The following is a 17,057-nucleotide window of genomic DNA, read 5'->3' as shown; positions in this document are numbered from 1 at the left end:
CGCGCCCTCAAAAGCCAGCCCGCTACAGGACCATTCCCATGAAAACCGCCCTCGTCGAACTCATCAGCAAAATCAGCGCCGGCGTCATGGGCGAGGACGAGGTGGCGCGCATCGCCGATGAGGCAGCCCAGGCCTACGCCGACCCGGCCGCGTTTCTGGCGGCCAACCCGGATATCAACTATGACGACACCTTCCCCATCCCACTGGGTGAGTGGGTGGTGGTCGGCAGCCTGCCGGACACCGTGCTGTTCCAGGCCGACACCTATGGTGACCTGTTCGCGCAGATCGTCGCGTCGTTCGGCCCGGGCGTTGCGTTCAACCTCAAGCCCAAGCAACTGGCCAAGACCGAAGACCTGACCGCACTCAACCGCATCCAGATCCAGATGAGCGCCCTCAGCCCGGAGGATGGCGGCTATGTGCTGCTCAACTTCAGCCAACTGCTGGATGACGAGATCCAGGCGGTACTGGTGTACGGCAACGACCTGCCGCGCGTGCTGGAGCTGTGCGCCGAAATCGGCATCAAGGGCGAACCGTCCCTGGAAGCGCTGAAAGTCGCGGTTCACGTCTGAAATAAAACGGAACCCCCGTGAGGGCTGACTATCCTACAAGGGCATGCCCTCACTTAGGAGCGACACCATGGGTTCCACGTTTAATAGCTTGATCGGGCTGATCATCCTCGCGCTGGATATCTGGGCGATCATCAACGTATTCAAAAGCGGCGCAAGCACGGGCGCCAAGGTGTTGTGGATCTTGTTGATCCTGCTGCTGCCGGTGCTGGGCCTGATCATCTGGGCGATTGCCGGACCACGGGGTAATGTGCGGATCTGATCTCGCACACCACCTGGCAGCTGTCGAACCCTGGCTCGGCCGCTGTCGGGCCACGGGTTTACCCTTCAATTCATTTTGTGTTTCGAAATATTCGCTGCACAAAATTTTCACATCCCTTCCAAGACAATTCGCCGGCTTTATCTTCCTGCCAAGGCCCTGTCCCAAGAGCCACTAAAGGCGGAGCGTCGGTGCACGTTCAGTAATTAATAGCCTTGCCGCCGTTGATCGGGCACCATTCGCGCCACTGCACTACTTCGTCACTTAAACTTCCAATGGGTCCTGAAACGACATGGCAAACCCGGACGCCCTGAGTCAGCAGCGAGCTTCTAATCGCCTGCTGCAACCGACCGTCAAATCCCATCTGGCGTACACGCTGCTCTGCGCACTGGTCATGATGGTGATGTTCTCCCTGCTGCGCCTGGCGCTGCTGGTCTACAACCGCGAAATGATCCTCGACACGCCGGCCTCGACCTTCCTCGAAGCGTTCGGCAATGGCCTGCGCCTGGACATTCGCCTGGTGATGTACCTGCTGGTCCCGCTGCTGCTGGCCTTGTTCAGCGTCCGCGCCATGGCTGCGCGTGGGTTCTTCCGTTTGTGGCTGACCGTCGCGTCCAGCATCGCCCTGTTCCTGGGCCTGATGGAAATGGACTTCTACCGCGAGTTCCACCAGCGCCTCAACGGCCTGGTCTTTCAATATGTGAAGGAAGACCCGAAGACCGTGATGAGCATGCTCTGGTACGGTTTCCCGGTGGTGCGCTACTTGCTGGCCTGGGCCGTGGGTACGTTGATCCTGAGCATGGCGTTCAAAGGCGCCGACCGCGCCACACGCCCGCGTGGCCCGTTCAGCGGTGGCAGCATCGGCACTCGCCAGGTCGCGCCGTGGTACACGCGCATCGCGGTGTTCGTGGTCTGCCTGCTGATCGCCGTGGTCGCCATCCGTGGCACCCTGCGCCAGGGGCCGCCGCTGCGTTGGGGGGATGTCTACACTACGGATTCGAACTTCGCCAACCAGTTGGGCCTCAACGGCACCTTGTCGCTGATCGCCGCGGCCAAGTCACGGTTCTCCGAAGATCGCTCCAATATCTGGAAGGCCACCCTCGACCAGCCGCTGGCCACCCAGACCGTGCGTGACATGCTGGTGCTGCCGCAAGAGAAACTGGTGGATACCGACATCGCCGCCGTGCGCCGCGACTACATGCCGCCGGCCGAGAAGACCCTGCCGATCAAGAACGTGGTCGTGATCCTCATGGAAAGCTTCGCCGGTCACTCGGTCGGCGCCTTGGGTCGTCCGGGCAACATCACGCCGTACTTCGACAAACTGTCCAAGGAAGGCCTGCTGTTCGACCGTTTCTTCTCCAACGGCACCCATACCCACCAGGGTATGTTCGCCACCATGGCGTGCTTCCCGAACCTGCCGGGCTTCGAATACCTGATGCAGACCCCGGAAGGCAGCCACAAGCTGTCGGGCCTGCCGCAGTTGCTCAGCGCGCGCAAGTTTGACGACGTGTATGTGTACAACGGCGATTTCGCCTGGGACAACCAGTCGGGCTTTTTCAGCAACCAGGGCATGACCAACTTCATCGGTCGCAATGACTTCGTCGACCCGGTGTTCTCCGACCCGACGTGGGGCGTGTCTGACCAGGATATGTTCAACCGTGGCCTGGAAGAGCTCAAGGCGCGTGAAGGCGGCAAGCCCTTCTATGCGTTGCTGCAAACCCTGTCCAACCACACGCCGTACGCGTTGCCGACGCCGTTGCCAGTTGAGAAAGTCACCGACCGTGGCAGCCTCAACGAGCATTTGACCGCCATGCGCTATTCCGACTGGGCCCTGGGCCAGTTCTTTGAGAAGGCCCGCAAGGAGCCTTACTTCAAGGAAACCCTGTTCGTCATCGTGGGTGACCATGGCTTCGGCAACGAGCAGCAGATCACCGAAATGGACCTGGGCCGTTTCAACGTGCCGATGCTGATGATCGCGCCAGGCATGCAGGAAAAGTTCGGCGAGCGTGACCACACCGTGGGCACCCAGATCGACATCGTGCCAACCATCATGGGCCGCCTGGGTGGCGATACCCTGCACCAGTGCTGGGGCCGTGACCTGTTGAACCTGCCGGAAGGCGATAAGGGTTTTGGTGTGATCAAGCCATCGGGCAGCGATCAAACCGTGGCATTGGTGACGGCAGATCGCATTCTGGTGCTGCCGAAGGAAATGCCACCGAAGTTGTGGGAATACGAACTGGGCGCCAACCCGACCGGTAAAGTGATTCCCGAGTCGCCGGACGAGGCGGCACTGAAGCAGAAACTTGAGTCGTTCCTGCAGACCGCTACCAAGAGCCTGTTGGATAACACCGCCGGTGTGGTCAACGGCAAGCCGGACTAATTAACCGGCCATAAAAAAGAGGCCCTTTAAAGGGCCTCTTTTTTTGCCTGGCGTTTATATACGCCCAAGCAACAACAGTACCAGCAGCACCACCAGGACAACGCCCAGGATACCTGACGGGCCATAGCCCCAGTTACGTGAGTGAGGGAACACTGGCAGACCGCCGACCAGCAGGAGGATCAAGATAATGATCAGAATGAGGCTCATGGTTTTTTTCCTTATTGGCCTTCTGCAAAGACCGGTTGTTTAACGATAGGCCCGCATATTAAAGACAGACGCCTTAACAACTCCGACTGTGGTTCTTCGCAGAAAATTCAGTATTTTTTTAAAGCATTTCGCACACAGGCTTATTTCTTTTAATGCGCTCGCAACTAAACCTATTAGTTGAAAAATATTGAACTTAGGCTATACGCGAACATCCGACCCGGCCCACGGTTTGCCAGGGGCATTCATCACTCTGATGGTGGATGGGGGCAGGAAAAACCTTCGCTACACTGCCGGTCACTTCTTCCGTGAACCACAAGGCAACTTCCTATGCAAAATCGCATGATGATCACTGGCGCCGGGTCCGGCCTGGGTCGTGAAATCGCTCTGCGCTGGGCCCGTGAGGGCTGGCAGTTGGCCTTGTCGGACGTGAGCGAGCCCGGCCTGCAGGAAACCCTCAGGCTGGTGCGCGAGGCCGGTGGCGAAGGTTTTATCCAGCGCTGCGACGTGCGCGACTACAGCCAGCTCACCGCGTTCGCCCAGGCCTGTGAGGTCAAGCTGGGCGGTATCGATGTGATCGTCAACAACGCAGGCGTGGCGTCAGGCGGTTTCTTTGCCGAGTTGTCCCTGGAGGACTGGGACTGGCAGATCGCAATCAACCTGATGGGCGTGGTCAAGGGCTGCAAGGCGTTCCTGCCGCTGTTGGAAAAGAGCAAGGGCCGCATCATCAACATCGCCTCCATGGCCGCGCTGATGCAGGGGCCGGCCATGAGCAACTACAACGTAGCCAAGGCGGGTGTGGTGGCGTTGTCGGAGAGTCTGCTGGTGGAGCTCAAGCAGCAGGAAATCGGTGTACATGTGGTGTGCCCATCGTTCTTCCAGACCAATCTGCTGGATTCCTTCCGTGGGCCGACCCCGGCCATGAAGGCCCAGGTGGGCAAGTTGCTGGAAAGCTCGCCGATTTCGGCGGCGGATATCGCCGATTACATCTATCAGCGGGTCGCGGAAGGTGAGTTCATGATCCTGCCCCACGAACAAGGGCGCATGGCATGGGCGTTGAAGCAGAAGAACCCGCAGTTGTTGTATGACGAAATGACCAGCATGGCCGACAAAATGCGCGCCAAGGCACAGGCCGCCAAAGGCTGACCGGGAAGTGGTCTGTCAGGCATTTTACCTACACATGTAAGTAGTGCCTGATTTCACGGCAAGCCATTGATGCACACCACAGCCTGCGCGCATGGTCGAGGTCCTTTCACTGTTAAAAGGACAACCGCCATGCTGGTTTTAAGCCGCGCCATAGGCGAAGTCATCTCCATTGGCGATGACATCGCCGTGCATATCCTCGAGTTGAACGGTACCCAGGTGAAGTTTGGCGTTGAAGCGCCGGCCGGGGTGCATGTACATCGCGCGGAGGTGCATCAGAAAATCCGCGAGCGCCAGGCCGCCAGCACCCATCCGGTGCAGGTGCCCAATCTCTGACGTCAGTCGAACAGATGCTTGGGCACGTCGTGCTTGAGCATCAACTGGCACTGCTCGCTTTCCGGGTCGAACACGATCAGCGCCTGGCCCTTGGTCAGTGCCTGGCGCACACGCAGTACGCGGGTTTCCAGCGGCGTGTCGTCGCCATTGTCGGTGCCGTCGCGGGTCACGAAGTCTTCGATCAGGCGTGTGAGCGTGTCGACTTCAAGTGCATCGTAGGGAATCAGCATACAAGCCTCGGGTGATGGATCCCGGCGATCCTACTGCGCCGGGACCGTAGTTGCCAGTCTCAGGACTTGTTGCCCACCAGGCTATCCACCGACGGCACTCGCGTGTCGCTTTCCATCTGCGTCTCGTGCTCGATCTGGTGACTGAACCGGTCCAGGGAACCCTGTGCCGGCTGTGCATCGCTGGCGAACACGGGCGGGCTGAGAATGTAGGCGCCCAATAGACGACTCAGCGCCGCCAGACTGTCGATATGCGTGCGCTCGTAGCCGTGGGTCGCATCGCACCCGAACGCCAGCAACGCGGTGCGGATGTCGTGGCCGGCGGTGACGGCCGAGTGCGCGTCGCTGAAGTAGTAGCGGAACAAATCGCGGCGCACTGGTAACTCATTGTCCGACGCCAGGCGCAGCAAATGCCGCGACAGGTGATAGTCGTACGGCCCGCCGGAATCCTGCATCGCGACGCTCACCGCATGCTCGCTGGAGTGCTGGCCGGGGGCGACCGGCGCAATGTCGATGCCGACAAACTCACTGACGTCCCAGGGCAGTGCGGCCGCTGCGCCACTGCCGGTTTCCTCGGTGATGGTGAACAGCGGATGGCAGTCGATCAGCAACGGCTCGCCACTGTCGACGATGGCCTTGAGCGCGGCCAGCAGCGCGGCAACGCCGGCTTTGTCGTCCAGGTGCCGGGCGCTGATGTGCCCGCTCTCGGTGAATTCCGGCAGCGGGTCGAAGGCGACATAGTCACCGATGCCAATGCCCAGGGAATCGCAGTCGGCACGGGTGGCGCAGTAGGCATCCAGGCGCAATTCCACATGGTCCCAGCTCACCGGCATTTCATCCACGGCAGTATTGAACGCATGCCCTGAGGCCATCAACGGCAACACGCTGCCACGGATCACGCCGTTATCGGTAAACAGGCTGACGCGGCTGCCTTCGGCAAAGCGGCTCGACCAGCAACCCACCGGCGCCAGGCTCAAGCGGCCATTGTCCTTGATGGCGCGCACGGCGGCGCCAATGGTGTCCAAGTGTGCTGATACCGCACGGTCGGGGCTGTTTTTCTGGCCCTTGAGGGTGGCGCGGATGGTGCCGCGCCGGGTCATTTCAAAGGGGATGCCCAGCTCTTCCAGGCGCTCGGCGACGTAGCGCACGATGGTGTCGGTAAATCCGGTGGGGCTGGGGATGGCGAGCATTTCCAGCAGCACTTTTTGCAGGTAGTTCAGATCCGGTTCGGGGATGTTTCGGCTCATAAAGACTCCTGATGAGGTGTGGCGAGCAGCCGTGTTGTGGCTAGCTGGCTCACCACAAGAGGTCCCCTGGTCACAGGGTTATTGAGTGGCAGGCTGGCTATGGGGAAACAACAAATCCACAAACTTCTCCGCGGTCGGTTGCGGCTCGTGATTGGCCAGGCCGGCCCGTTCGTTGGCTTCGATAAACACGTACTCGGGTTGGTCGGCGGCGGGCACCATCAGGTCCAGCCCCACCATGGGAATATCCAGGGCGCGGGCGGCGCGCACGGCGGCGTCCACCAGCGTGGGGTGCAGGATGGCGGTGACGTCTTCCAGGCAACCACCGGTATGCAGGTTGGCGGTGCGGCGCACGGCCAGGGTCTGGCCACGGGGCAGGATGCTGCTGTAGTCATAGCCAGCGGCTTTCAATGTGCGTTCGGTCTCACCATCCAGAGGGATTTTACTTTCACCGTCGGTGGCGGCCTGGCGACGGCGGCTCTGGGCTTCGATCAATGCGCCAATGGAGTGATGACCGTCACCGGTGACTTCCGCAGGACGGCGGATCGCGGCGGCCACCACCTCGAAACCGATGACCAGGATGCGCAGGTCCAGGCCTTCGTGAAAGCTTTCCAGCAACACGCGGCTGTCGAACTGCCGCGCCGCTTCAATGGCTTGCTGCACCTCTTCGATACTTTGCAGATCCACGGCGACGCCCTGACCCTGCTCGCCATCCAGCGGCTTGACCACGATGCGCTGGTGCTCATCGAGGAACTCCAGGTTGTCATCCGCGCTGCCCGCCAGTTGCTGCGAGGGTACTTTCAAACCGGCGGCCTTCAGCACCTTGTGCGTCAGGCTTTTGTCCTGGCACAAGGTCATGCTGATCGAGCTGGTCAGGTCGCTCAAGGACTCACGGCAACGCACACGGCGCCCGCCATGGCTCAGGGTGAACAGCCCGGCATCGGCGTCATCCACCTGTACATCGATACCGCGCCGATGGGCTTCCTCGACGATGATCCGCGCATAGGGGTTGAACCCCGCCTGCGGGCCAGGGCCGAGGAACAACGGTTGGTTGATCCCATTCTTGCGCTTGATCGCAAAGGTGGTCAGCGCGCGAAAACCGAGCTTGGCGTAGAGATTCTTGGCCTGGCGGTTATCGTGCAACACCGACAGGTCCAGGTAGCTCAGGCCACGACTCATGAAGTGTTCCACCAGATGGCGCACCAGTACTTCGCCCACGCCGGGGCGCGTACACAGCGGGTCGACCGCCAGGCACCACAGGCTGCAACCGTTTTCCGGGTCATGAAACGCCTTCTGGTGACTCAGCCCCATCACGCTGCCGATTACTGCGCCGCTGTCTTCATCTTCCGCCAGCCAGTACACCGGGCCGCCCTGATGGCGCGGCGTGAGGCGTTCAGCGTCGACCGGCAACATGCCGCGCCCCTGGTACAGTTGGTTCACCGCCAGCCAATCGGCCTCGGTCTGCACCCGCCGGATGCGGAAGCCGCGAAATACCCGGGTAGCCGGGCGATAGTCGCTGAACCACAGGCGCAGCGTGTCGGAGGGGTCGAGAAACAGCTGCTGGGGATCGATGCCCAGGATCTGCTGGGGCGCCGCCACGTACAGAGCAATGTCACGCTCACCCGGCTGCTCATGGAGCAGTTCCTGGGCCAGGCTGGCCGGGTCGGGAAAGGTATGCCCGATCAGCAACCGGCCCCAGCCGCAATGCACCGCAATCGGCTCGGCGGCCAATGGGCTGCCGTCTTCCGCCAGGCGCGCCTGCAGGCGCTCGTAGGTCGGCGCCTGGCCCTTGATCAAGCGTTGGCTGTAGGCCGCTGCGAGAGGTTTCATCAATCAGATTCCTTGTTCGCTGAGCCACAGGTTCAGCGCTGCCAGTTGCCACAGCTTGGAGCCACGCAACGGCGTCAATTGGCCCTGCGGGTCGGTCAACAAGCGGTCCAGCGCGGCGGGGTTGAACAGGCCGCGATCCTGGCTCGGGTCGAGCAGCAGTTCGCGTACCCAGTTCAAGGTATCGCCCTGCAAGTGCTTGAGGCCCGGCACCGGGAAGTAGCCCTTCTTGCGGTCGATGACTTCGCTCGGAATGACCCGGCGCGCGGCTTCTTTCAGCACTTGCTTGCCGCCATCGGGCAACTTGAATTTACCTGGCACGCGGGCCGACAGCTCCACCAGGCGGTAGTCCAGGAACGGCGTGCGCGCTTCCAGGCCCCAGGCCATGGTCATGTTGTCGACGCGTTTGACCGGGTCGTCCACCAGCATCACCGTGCTGTCCAGGCGCAGGGCCTTGTCCACCGCCGCATCGGCGCCGGGCATGGCGAAATGTTCGCGCACGAAATCGCCAGCCGCGTCGTTGGCGGTCAGCCATTTGGGCGCGACAGTGGCGGCATAGTCGTCGTAGCTGCGGTCAAAAAATGCATCGCGATAAGCCATATAGGGATCGGCGGCACCGTCGACCTGCGGGTACCAGTGGTAACCGGCGAACAACTCATCAGCGCCCTGGCCGCTTTGCACCACCTTGCAGTGCTTGGCCACTTCCCGCGACAGCAGGTAGAAGGCGATGCAGTCATGGCTGACCATCGGCTCGCTCATGGCGCGGAAGGCGGCAGGCAGTTGCTCGATGATCTCACTTTCGGCGATGCGCAATTGGTGGTGGCGCGTACCGTAGTGTCTGGCGATCAGGTCCGAGTACTGGAACTCATTGCCGGCCTCGCCACCGGCGTCTTCAAAACCGATGGAAAAGGTCGACAAATCCTGTACGCCGACTTCACGCAGCAGGCCGACGAGCATGCTCGAATCGACCCCACCGGAGAGCAGCACACCCACATCCACCGCAGCGCGTTGACGGATGGCCACGGCTTCGCGAGTGCTGTCGAGCACGCGGTCGGTCCAGTCTTCCAGGCTCAGGTTTTTTTCATCTTCGCGCGGGCCGTAGGGCAGGGTCCACCAGGTTTGCTGTTCAGCCTTGCCGCTGGCATCGATACGCATCCAGCTGGCCGGCGGCAGTTTTTCGATGCCCGCCAGCAAGGTGCGTGGTGCCGGCACCACCGCATGGAAATTCAGGTAGTGATTCAGGGCTACCGGATCGAGGATCGGGTTGATATCGCCGCCCTTGAGCAGCGCCGGCAAGGCCGAGGAAAAGCGCAGGCGCTGGCCGGTGCGCGACAGGTACAACGGCTTCACGCCGAGGCGGTCGCGGGCGATGAACAGGCGCTGGGCATCACGTTCCCAGATGGCGAAGGCAAACATGCCGTTGAGCTTGGGCAGCAGTGCCTCACCCCAGGCGTGGTAACCCTTGAGCAACACTTCGGTGTCGCCGCCGGAATAGAAGGCGTAGCCCAGGGCTTCCAGCTCTTCGCGCAATTCCGGGAAGTTATAGATCGCACCGTTGAAGGCCAGGCTCAGGCCCAGGTGCGAATCGACCATCGGTTGGGCCGAGCCGTCCGACAGGTCCATGATTTTCAGGCGCCGATGGCCCAGGGCTATCGGCCCCTGGGCATGAAAGCCCCAGGCGTCGGGGCCTCGCGGGGCCAGGTGATGGGTGATGCGTTCAATCGCCGCCAGGTCGGCAGGTTGGGCATCGAAACGTAATTCTCCAGCTAATCCGCACATAAATTCCTTACCGGTTTTTCCGTTGGGGAGCATAAAACTCAATACGCCCAAAAGGGCGCGTACCCAGAAACTGACACGGGGCTATTCGTGGAGTTTTAGATCAATCGGTTATAAGCGGAGTGGGCCTGTCGCAAGGCGGTATACAAATACCCGGTTTTGACCCAGGCCAGGCTTATCGTTTGGCGTCATGTTCAGCTGGCTGAGGAAACATGCCGATGACGCAAAACCGCGATTTGAGTGAGGTCGCCGCAGGGGCGACCCAGGATGAGCTGGACAGGGCATTGCTCGACATGACCGCCGACCTGGACAAGGCGCAGGTTTTGCGCAAAACCCTGCCGCACTGGTTGGTTGAGGCCGACGCTTCGATACTCACGGCCCTTGAGCAGGCGCATATCGACAGCAAGGCGATCCGTGAGAACGTCCGTTATCTAATACAGCGCCTGGAATCGCTGGATCAATACTGCGCAGAGCGCTTGACCAATTTTCTGCGGGCCAAAGGGGTTGAGTCGCCGGATGTCAGGCAAGACCTGCTGGAGTTGCCCAAACGTAAGCTCACCGGCGTCAGCCCTGACCTGGGCGGCGGCTTGCACCAGACCGTTACCTACACCAAGCAGAGCCTGCTGCACGCGGCGATGCAGAATTTCTCCGAAGAGCGCGCCGAACCGGGGGGCATGTCCGTCGCAGCGGTGGTGCGCTCTGCGGCCACCAGGCAGCCGATGGTCGGGATGACGGTGCCTGAATTTGTCGGTTATTGCCGGGAGCTGGACCTGGGGGCCCTCTATCAAAAACACATCGAAGAGGTCTTCGACCTGCCCGACCCGAAAAGCAAAGAGGAAGTCAGCTCCTACAACCAGGCTGCCGTCAGTATTGGCCTGGGCAAACTCATGGACATGCGCACGGATCTGCATATTGCCTTGTGCAAGGGGCATATCGAAGCCGGGACCTATGCCCGGTTGCTCAAGCTGATCGGTTTCGACCGTCCGGCCAGTGAGCTCAAGAGCAAGGTGCCGGGCAACGGTCTGACTACGTGGCAAGGCGTGAACATTGATGACACCTGTGTGTGGAGTGTATTGGTGTTTTCCGACAGCGTACCGGGCAGCCTGGATACCGGCCCCTTTATTGTCTACATGCCTAACGAACCCTCCAGGCCCTGGTACGAGTACCCGACGCTGGAAGACTTCAAGCTGTACTTGTCCTTGAAGCTGCAAATCAAGAGCTACCGGACGTTTTTCGAAGGGTACCTGGATGAGTCCAACCGCCTGGATTTTTTCGAATCGTTCGACATGACGCGCAAGGTTGGCCAGCTGCGCGCCTTACCCGTCACGACCAGCCTGACGGGGTTCTTCTTCCAGGCATTCGTCGGCAAGATTCAATTGGATGCGTTAGTGCTGGCGGTGCCCAAGGCCCAGGTCGACCAGCAAGCCAGTGAAGAGCGCACGCAGCGCTATCTGGACCTGGGGCTGGACCTGCTGAATGTGGCGGCGTTGGTGGTGCCGGTGTTGGGTCAGTTGATGCTCGGGGTAGCCATCGGACAGCTGTTGGGGGAAGTGTTCGAGGCCGTCGAGGACTGGCAGCACGATGAACATACCGAGGCCCTCAGGCATCTGGTGAATGTGGCCGAAAACGTCGCGGCCATGGCTTTGTTTGTGGCAGGGGGGCGGGTCGTGGGGACGTTGAAGCGCACCCTGACAACCTCTACGGAGTTCTTCGAGAAGTTCGAAACCGTCACCACTGCCGACCAGGGCCAGAAACTCTGGCGGCCACGGCTCAATGCCTATCGACAGCCTGAGCCGGTCGCACGCCAGACCGTGGCCAGTTCTCGCGGCGTCTACCAAGTCAACGGCCGCTCTTACATCCGGATGGGGGGAAACCACTATTCGGTTGCCTTCGATACCAAACTGCAGAAGTGGCGGGTTATTCATCCACAGCGCCCGCAGGCTTACCGCCCGACGCTGGAGCACAACTTCCGTGGTGGCTGGCAGCATGTCTACGAGCGCCCCTTGCAATGGGACGATCCCGTCTACAGCCTCAGGCGACTGGATCCAAGCCTTGAGGAATTGCCCGCTGAGCCGTTGTCGAACCTGGCAACCCTCACAGGAATGACCCTGCCACACTTGCGGGCATTGGGCAGTGCCTACGAGCCGTTACCCGAGCGTTTTCATGACAGCGTGCTGCGCTACAAGCAAAACGACAGGGTCCGTGAACTGATGGAGTACCTGGCGCGTGGTCAACGTCCGGATGCGAGTACCGCACGCGTCCAATTGTTTGCATTGCCGCTGGTGCCTGGCTGGCCCCAGGGACGTTTTTTCGAGGTGCTGGACGAGGAGGGCGAACTGCTGGAAAGGCATCCGGAAACAGCACCTTTCGATTATGAGGACCTGAGCATCCATATCACCCGCAAGGAGTTGAGGGATGGGCGGGTCATGGACACCTTGCTGGAGCATCTGAGCGACGAAGAGCGTGTCGACCTGTTGGGCAAGGGCGTGGCGGAAGACGACATGCGCAGCACACTGGAGCGGCGTCTGTTGGACACCCTGCGTAGCCGGCATCAAACCGTGCTTGATCGTTTGTGCACCTATTACGCCGGTGTTGCTCTGAACGAGTTGGTGCCGTTGTGCGAACGCTTCAAACAACTGCCGCCCCGTGTGGCGTGGGAGCTGTACTCACAGGCCACATTGTGGGAGCGCCGGTATTTGCGCACCACTGGCCGAGTACCACTGGTGCTTGCCCAGCGGGCACGCGAGGCGGTGGACCAGTTGGAGCAGGACCGCGCGCTGATGGGCCTGTACTGGCCGGAGTTGGCGGGGGACGGCACCCGACGCGTGGCCGTCGGTATGCTGGAGCGAATGCCCGGCTGGCCCCGAGACCTGGCATTGCAGGTACGCAGGCACACCCTGAGCGGGGAGGTGCTGGCCGAGACGGGCGCTTCAACAGCTGCGACGCAGAGGACCCTGGTCAGTACGCCCCAGGGGTATCAGGCATTCGATCAAAAAGGCAAGGCCCTGGGGCCGGTCGCGACAGGCGCGGACGGCTTGTACACGGCGCTTTTCGATAGCCTGCTGCCACGCCAGCGTATTGCATTGAAGCTCCAGGCCGAGAATGAGGCCGCCGACTTGCGGGGCCGCCTGCGTGCCACCACGGTGCATGAGCGTGAAAGCGTCGCCCGTTACCTGTGGCCGGAACGCGGGCTGCTGGAAGAAGAACCGCTGATCTGTACCCAGTCGGCGCGGGGCGAGGCAGAGCATTTTCCGGCGGCGTTGGTGCGTAAGGTCAACAAGCTTTATCCCTTGTTCAGTCCGTCGCAGGTCAACGATTTCTTGCGCGATGCGGGCCATGATCACCTGTCTCGTGCCAAGGCGGTCCAGGCACGTGAGCAGGAGTTTGAAGCGCTGCACACGGCACTCAAACGCTGGCGTGCCGAGAGGTCTGTCAATATCGTGCAGGCCGACCCCCTGTGGGACTATCGATTGAGTCGCCACCAGGCGGCGAAAAGCATCGAAAAATGCTGGCGACGGATGTCGACCCTGCCCGATGAGCGCGCCAGCCAGGTTCCAGGGCTGTTGCTCGATGATATGGTCATCGGCCCTCTGCCGACATTACCCGCACAGGTGCGCTTCGATCACGTCGAGCATTTGTCATTGCGCCGTTTGAACCTGACCGACGATGTGGCGTATTTCCTCAGCCACTTCAAGGGGCTGCGCACCCTTGAACTGGGCGAAAACCAGATTACCCGGCTACCTGAAGCCCTGTCGCACATGCCGGGCCTGGAGCGGTTGTACCTGAGCAACAACAAACTCCAGCTCACCGAATACACCCGTGCCAAGCTGGCCGATCTAACGCGCCTGAAGGTGTTGAGCCTGGCGGATAACCCGCTGCTGGACCCGCCGGATATCAGCCGTATGTTCGCGCTGCGCAGCCTGGTGTTACGCAACTGCCGGCTCAAGGAACTGCCCAGGGACCTGTGGCGTCTGCCTTATCTTGAACACATCAATTTGCGCGCCAATGACATCAGCGTGCTGCCGGAGTGGCTATTGCGCGTGCCGCGAAACGTTGCCCTGGGTGTCAACTTGCGGCACAACCCGTTATCGGCTCAAAGCCGACTGGCCCTGAAAAATTACCGGCAGGCGTACGGTCCGGGCATGGGGTTCCTGGAAGATGATATTGCGCGTTTGAACGAGCAGAGCGCACGCGAACTGTGGCTGGCGGACGAACGGATGGCGGGCTATGCGGCGAAGAAAGTCACGTGGACGGGCCTCAAGGACGATCACCGATCGGACGCCCTGTTCAAGTTGCTCGCGGAACTGGGCGGCACCAAAGACGCCGAGTTCGTGCGTGAGGACCTGCAGCGCCGCGTATGGCGGGTGCTGGAGGCTGCCGCAATGAACAGCGAACTGCGTGAGGAAGTATTCGAACGGGCCGCCACGCCGATCAATTGTGACGATGCCGCCGCCGTCAACTTCAGCAGCCTGGAAGTCCTGGTGGAAATCAGCGATGCCAAGGCCCTCATCCAGGGGCGTGCGCTGACGCCCAGGCCGCTGTTGAAACTGGGTCGTGGCCTGTTTCGCCTGGAGCAGTTGGAGGCGATTGCGCGCCGTCACAGTGGCCTGCATCCTGCCGCCGATCCATTGGAGGTCAGCCTGGCTTTCCGCACAGGGCTGGTCGGCGAATTCTATTTGCCCGGCCAGCCTCGGCACATGCGTTATTCGCGGCTGGGGGAGGTCACTCAGTTGGCGCTGGATGAAGCCAAGGCTGAAGTCACGCTGGCCGAGCTGTCCCCCGAGCTGATGACGTATCTCAAGAAGCTGCCGTTCTGGACCGACTACCTCAAGCGTGCCCATGCGGCTCGCTTCGAGGCCTTGAGCTCGCCCTATGACGAGCGCCTCAATGACATCTTCGAGCAAAGCCTGGTACTGAGCGATGCCGATTACCGTAGTCGCATGCACACCGTCCTCAGTGAACGGGAGCAGGCCGAAAGCGTGCTGATCGAGCGCTTGACCGAGGACGCCATCAAGGCCGAAGCGCTGGGCTCCGTGTGTGAGGTCCCAGCCGGTTGATCACTCGACCTTGCCGGTGGTGGCGCGGATCAGCGCCCGCACGGCAAACCGATTGGGGTGGCAGGCGTCAGCCACGGCGCGCGGCACCGGCAGCGGCTCGTTGTCCAGCCAGGCGGCGAGCAACTCCGCACTCAACGGGGCGGTGATCAGCCCCCTTGAGCCATGGCCGCTGTTGACGTACAGCCCGTCCAGCCAGGGGCAAGCGGTGCCTGGCACTTGCCGGGCGTCCTTGCGCAGGGCGGCGTAGGCCTGGTCGAACGCCTGGCGGTCAGCCAATGGTCCCACAATCGGCAGGTAATCCGGGCTGGTGCAGCGGAACGCGGCGCGACCTTCCAGGGTCGCCGGCTCCAGGGTGTCGGCGCCCAGGCGCTGGGCCAGGTCCTCGGAGATGCCCATGAGCAGCTCCAGGTTTTCGGCATGTTCAGCGGCGGTGGGCGTAAGGTCATCGCTTTTGAAGTCGAAACTGGCGCCCAGGGTGTGCTCGCCCAGGCGTGGCGGGGCGACGTAGCCTTCGGCACACACCACCGTGGCCAGGGCCTGGCTGTCGGCGGTCTGCGGCAAACGGGTGATCTGCCCGCGAATGCGCTTGAGGGGCAGGTCGGCGAACCGCTGGACTTCGGCGGCGCCGGCCAGCACCGCCACGCAGGCGCTGGCCAGCAGGTGTTCACCGTCCCAGGCTTGCCACTGGTCGTCGACATGACGCAGGTCGAGCACATCGTGGTGGGTTAGCACGGTCACGCCCGGTTGATGGGCTTGCCACTCGCACAATGCGGGTGGGTGCACCCAGCCGCCTTCGGGGAAAAACAGCCCACCGTGCGCCAGTGCGATACCGGCGCGGGCCTGGGCCTGGTCGCGGTCGAGCAGGTGCAGCAAGTCCGGCGCGAAGGCAGCGGCCAGTTGCGCCTGGCGCTGGGCCTCCTTGGCATCGAAGGCCAGTTGCAGCACGCCGCAACCGTCCCAGTCGACGCCGCGATGCAAGTGCTCCAGCACTCGACGGGTATAGCCGAACCCGGCCACGATCAACTGCGACAAGGCAGTGCCGTGGGCCGACAGTTTCAGGTATAGCACGCCCTGGGGATTGCCGGAGGCTTCCCGCGCCACGCCGTCATGGCGCTCCAGCAGGCTGACTTGCCAACCCCTGGCCGCCAGGCTGGCCGCCGTCGCACAGCCCGCCAGGCCGGCGCCGATCACCAGTGCGTGGCGGTCACCCGTAATGGCGGGCGGCCTGGCGAACCACGGCTTGGCCGCGGCCGGTACCGGCGTGTCGGTCGGCCAACCGAGAAACTCCCCACGGAGGATCTCCCACTTGTGGCCAATGCCCGGCGTACGTTTCATCTTGAACCCGGCGGCATTGATCAGCCGACGCACCCAGCCGGTGCTGGTAAAAGTGCTGATGGTCGAACCCGGTGCCGCCAGGCGTGCCAGTTCGGCAAACAGCTCGGCGGTCCACATATCCGGGTTTTTCGCCGGGGCGAAGCCGTCCAGGAACCAGGCGTCGATCTGCGCGTCCAGTTGGGGCAGTTGCTCCAGGGCGTCGCCGATCAGCAGGGTCAGGGTCACGCGGCCGTTATCCAGCACCAGGCGCTGGAAGCCCGGATGGATGGCAATGTATTGCGCCAGCAGTTGTTCGGCGAAGGGTTGCAGTTCCGGCCAGAGCAGCAGGGCGCGTTGCAGGTCGGCATGGCTGAGCGGGTACTTTTCCACGCTGACGAAATGCAGGCGCGCACCGGCCACGGCGTGTTGTTCGAACAGTTGCCAGGCGCAGAGGAAATTCAACCCCGTGCCGAACCCGGTCTCGCCAATCGCCAGCCGCCCACCGGCGGGCAGCGCGGCAAAGCGCTCCCGCAAACGGTTCTGTTCCAGGAACACGTAGCGGGTTTCTTCAAGGCCTGACTTATCGGAAAAGTACACATCGTCGAAGATCCGCGAGTGCGGGCGACCTTGGTCATCCCAGTCGAGTTGGGCGTGGGTGATGGGATTCATGGGCGGCTCGGTAAAGGCAAGGCCGCCATTCTAGCCGATCAACCGGCGTTGAATT

At 61.8% G+C, this 17,057-nt stretch carries 12 protein-coding genes; 6 read left to right on the top strand and 6 right to left on the bottom strand.

What is annotated here, in order from left to right; genetic code table 11:
• Positions 1-38: 38 nt before the first annotated feature.
• The 3 genes from LUU92_RS20065 (at position 39) to LUU92_RS20055 (ending at position 3,205) form a co-directional block, all read left to right on the top strand.
• On the top strand, positions 39-569 hold the full coding sequence (locus tag LUU92_RS20065; RefSeq protein WP_071490759.1) for a hypothetical protein: 531 nt from the start codon (positions 39-41) through the stop codon (positions 567-569).
• A gap of 67 nt (positions 570-636) precedes the next feature.
• Positions 637-828 (top strand): PLDc N-terminal domain-containing protein, encoded by a 192-nt coding sequence (locus LUU92_RS20060; protein ID WP_003192770.1) that lies wholly within the window; start codon positions 637-639, stop codon positions 826-828.
• Between the two features lie 289 nt (positions 829-1,117).
• Positions 1,118-3,205, top strand: coding sequence for an LTA synthase family protein (locus LUU92_RS20055; protein ID WP_071490758.1), 2,088 nt, complete (start codon positions 1,118-1,120; stop codon positions 3,203-3,205).
• A 54-nt stretch (positions 3,206-3,259) separates the two neighbouring features.
• Here the strand turns inward: LUU92_RS20055 and LUU92_RS20050 are convergent, their stop codons facing one another.
• The gene (locus LUU92_RS20050; protein WP_015885095.1) at positions 3,260-3,412 is read right to left on the bottom strand and encodes a DUF3309 family protein; all 153 of its coding nucleotides are present in this window, start codon (positions 3,410-3,412) and stop codon (positions 3,260-3,262) included.
• Between the two features lie 327 nt (positions 3,413-3,739).
• Between LUU92_RS20050 and LUU92_RS20045 the strand changes: the two genes are divergently transcribed.
• Both LUU92_RS20045 and csrA read left to right on the top strand, forming a co-directional pair.
• Positions 3,740-4,555: an SDR family oxidoreductase gene (locus LUU92_RS20045; protein ID WP_071490757.1), complete on the top strand. Its 816-nt coding sequence runs from the start codon at positions 3,740-3,742 to the stop codon at positions 4,553-4,555.
• Positions 4,556-4,684: 129 nt separating this feature from the next.
• A complete protein-coding gene (gene csrA / locus LUU92_RS20040; protein WP_071490756.1) occupies positions 4,685-4,888 on the top strand; it encodes a carbon storage regulator CsrA in 204 nt (67 codons plus the stop codon).
• A gap of 2 nt (positions 4,889-4,890) precedes the next feature.
• Here the strand turns inward: csrA and LUU92_RS20035 are convergent, their stop codons facing one another.
• From LUU92_RS20035 to LUU92_RS20020, 4 genes are all read right to left on the bottom strand, one after another.
• Positions 4,891-5,118 (bottom strand): YheU family protein, encoded by a 228-nt coding sequence (locus LUU92_RS20035; RefSeq protein WP_003192759.1) that lies wholly within the window; start codon positions 5,116-5,118, stop codon positions 4,891-4,893.
• 59 nt (positions 5,119-5,177) lie between these two features.
• On the bottom strand, positions 5,178-6,362 hold the full coding sequence (locus tag LUU92_RS20030) for an osmoprotectant NAGGN system M42 family peptidase (RefSeq protein WP_033900901.1): 1,185 nt from the start codon (positions 6,360-6,362) through the stop codon (positions 5,178-5,180).
• A 78-nt stretch (positions 6,363-6,440) separates the two neighbouring features.
• Positions 6,441-8,189, bottom strand: coding sequence for an N-acetylglutaminylglutamine synthetase (gene ngg, locus LUU92_RS20025; protein WP_257102553.1), 1,749 nt, complete (start codon positions 8,187-8,189; stop codon positions 6,441-6,443).
• A gap of 3 nt (positions 8,190-8,192) precedes the next feature.
• Positions 8,193-9,965: an N-acetylglutaminylglutamine amidotransferase gene (locus LUU92_RS20020; protein WP_257102552.1), complete on the bottom strand. Its 1,773-nt coding sequence runs from the start codon at positions 9,963-9,965 to the stop codon at positions 8,193-8,195.
• Positions 9,966-10,180: 215 nt separating this feature from the next.
• On the opposite strand from LUU92_RS20020, the gene LUU92_RS20015 reads away from it, so the two are divergent.
• A complete protein-coding gene (locus tag LUU92_RS20015) occupies positions 10,181-15,019 on the top strand; it encodes an NEL-type E3 ubiquitin ligase domain-containing protein (protein WP_257102551.1) in 4,839 nt (1,612 codons plus the stop codon).
• Here LUU92_RS20015 and mnmC read toward each other — a convergent pair whose 3' ends face one another.
• A complete protein-coding gene (gene mnmC, locus LUU92_RS20010; RefSeq protein ID WP_257102550.1) occupies positions 15,020-17,002 on the bottom strand; it encodes a bifunctional tRNA (5-methylaminomethyl-2-thiouridine)(34)-methyltransferase MnmC2/FAD-dependent 5-carboxymethylaminomethyl-2-thiouridine(34) oxidoreductase MnmC1 in 1,983 nt (660 codons plus the stop codon).
• Positions 17,003-17,057: the final 55 nt, after the last annotated feature.

The organism is Pseudomonas extremorientalis, from assembly GCF_024584605.1.
Taxonomy (GTDB): domain Bacteria; phylum Pseudomonadota; class Gammaproteobacteria; order Pseudomonadales; family Pseudomonadaceae; genus Aquipseudomonas; species Aquipseudomonas extremorientalis.
Note: the sequence above shows the minus strand (reverse complement) of the source record. Positions and strands in the feature narration are given on the sequence as shown.

Excerpts from the sequence above, each read along its gene's own strand:
- LUU92_RS20065 (WP_071490759.1), top strand. The coding sequence starts at position 39 with ATGAAAACCGCCCTCGTCGAACTCATCAGCAAAATCAGCGCCGGCGTC.
- LUU92_RS20060 (WP_003192770.1), top strand. The coding sequence starts at position 637 with ATGGGTTCCACGTTTAATAGCTTGATCGGGCTGATCATCCTCGCGCTG.
- LUU92_RS20055 (WP_071490758.1), top strand. The coding sequence starts at position 1,118 with ATGGCAAACCCGGACGCCCTGAGTCAGCAGCGAGCTTCTAATCGCCTG.
- LUU92_RS20050 (WP_015885095.1), bottom strand. The coding sequence starts at position 3,412 with ATGAGCCTCATTCTGATCATTATCTTGATCCTCCTGCTGGTCGGCGGT.
- LUU92_RS20045 (WP_071490757.1), top strand. The coding sequence starts at position 3,740 with ATGCAAAATCGCATGATGATCACTGGCGCCGGGTCCGGCCTGGGTCGT.
- csrA (WP_071490756.1), top strand. The coding sequence starts at position 4,685 with ATGCTGGTTTTAAGCCGCGCCATAGGCGAAGTCATCTCCATTGGCGAT.
- LUU92_RS20035 (WP_003192759.1), bottom strand. The coding sequence starts at position 5,118 with ATGCTGATTCCCTACGATGCACTTGAAGTCGACACGCTCACACGCCTG.
- LUU92_RS20030 (WP_033900901.1), bottom strand. The coding sequence starts at position 6,362 with ATGAGCCGAAACATCCCCGAACCGGATCTGAACTACCTGCAAAAAGTG.
- ngg (WP_257102553.1), bottom strand. The coding sequence starts at position 8,189 with ATGAAACCTCTCGCAGCGGCCTACAGCCAACGCTTGATCAAGGGCCAG.
- LUU92_RS20020 (WP_257102552.1), bottom strand. The coding sequence starts at position 9,965 with ATGTGCGGATTAGCTGGAGAATTACGTTTCGATGCCCAACCTGCCGAC.
- LUU92_RS20015 (WP_257102551.1), top strand. The coding sequence starts at position 10,181 with ATGACGCAAAACCGCGATTTGAGTGAGGTCGCCGCAGGGGCGACCCAG.
- mnmC (WP_257102550.1), bottom strand. The coding sequence starts at position 17,002 with ATGAATCCCATCACCCACGCCCAACTCGACTGGGATGACCAAGGTCGC.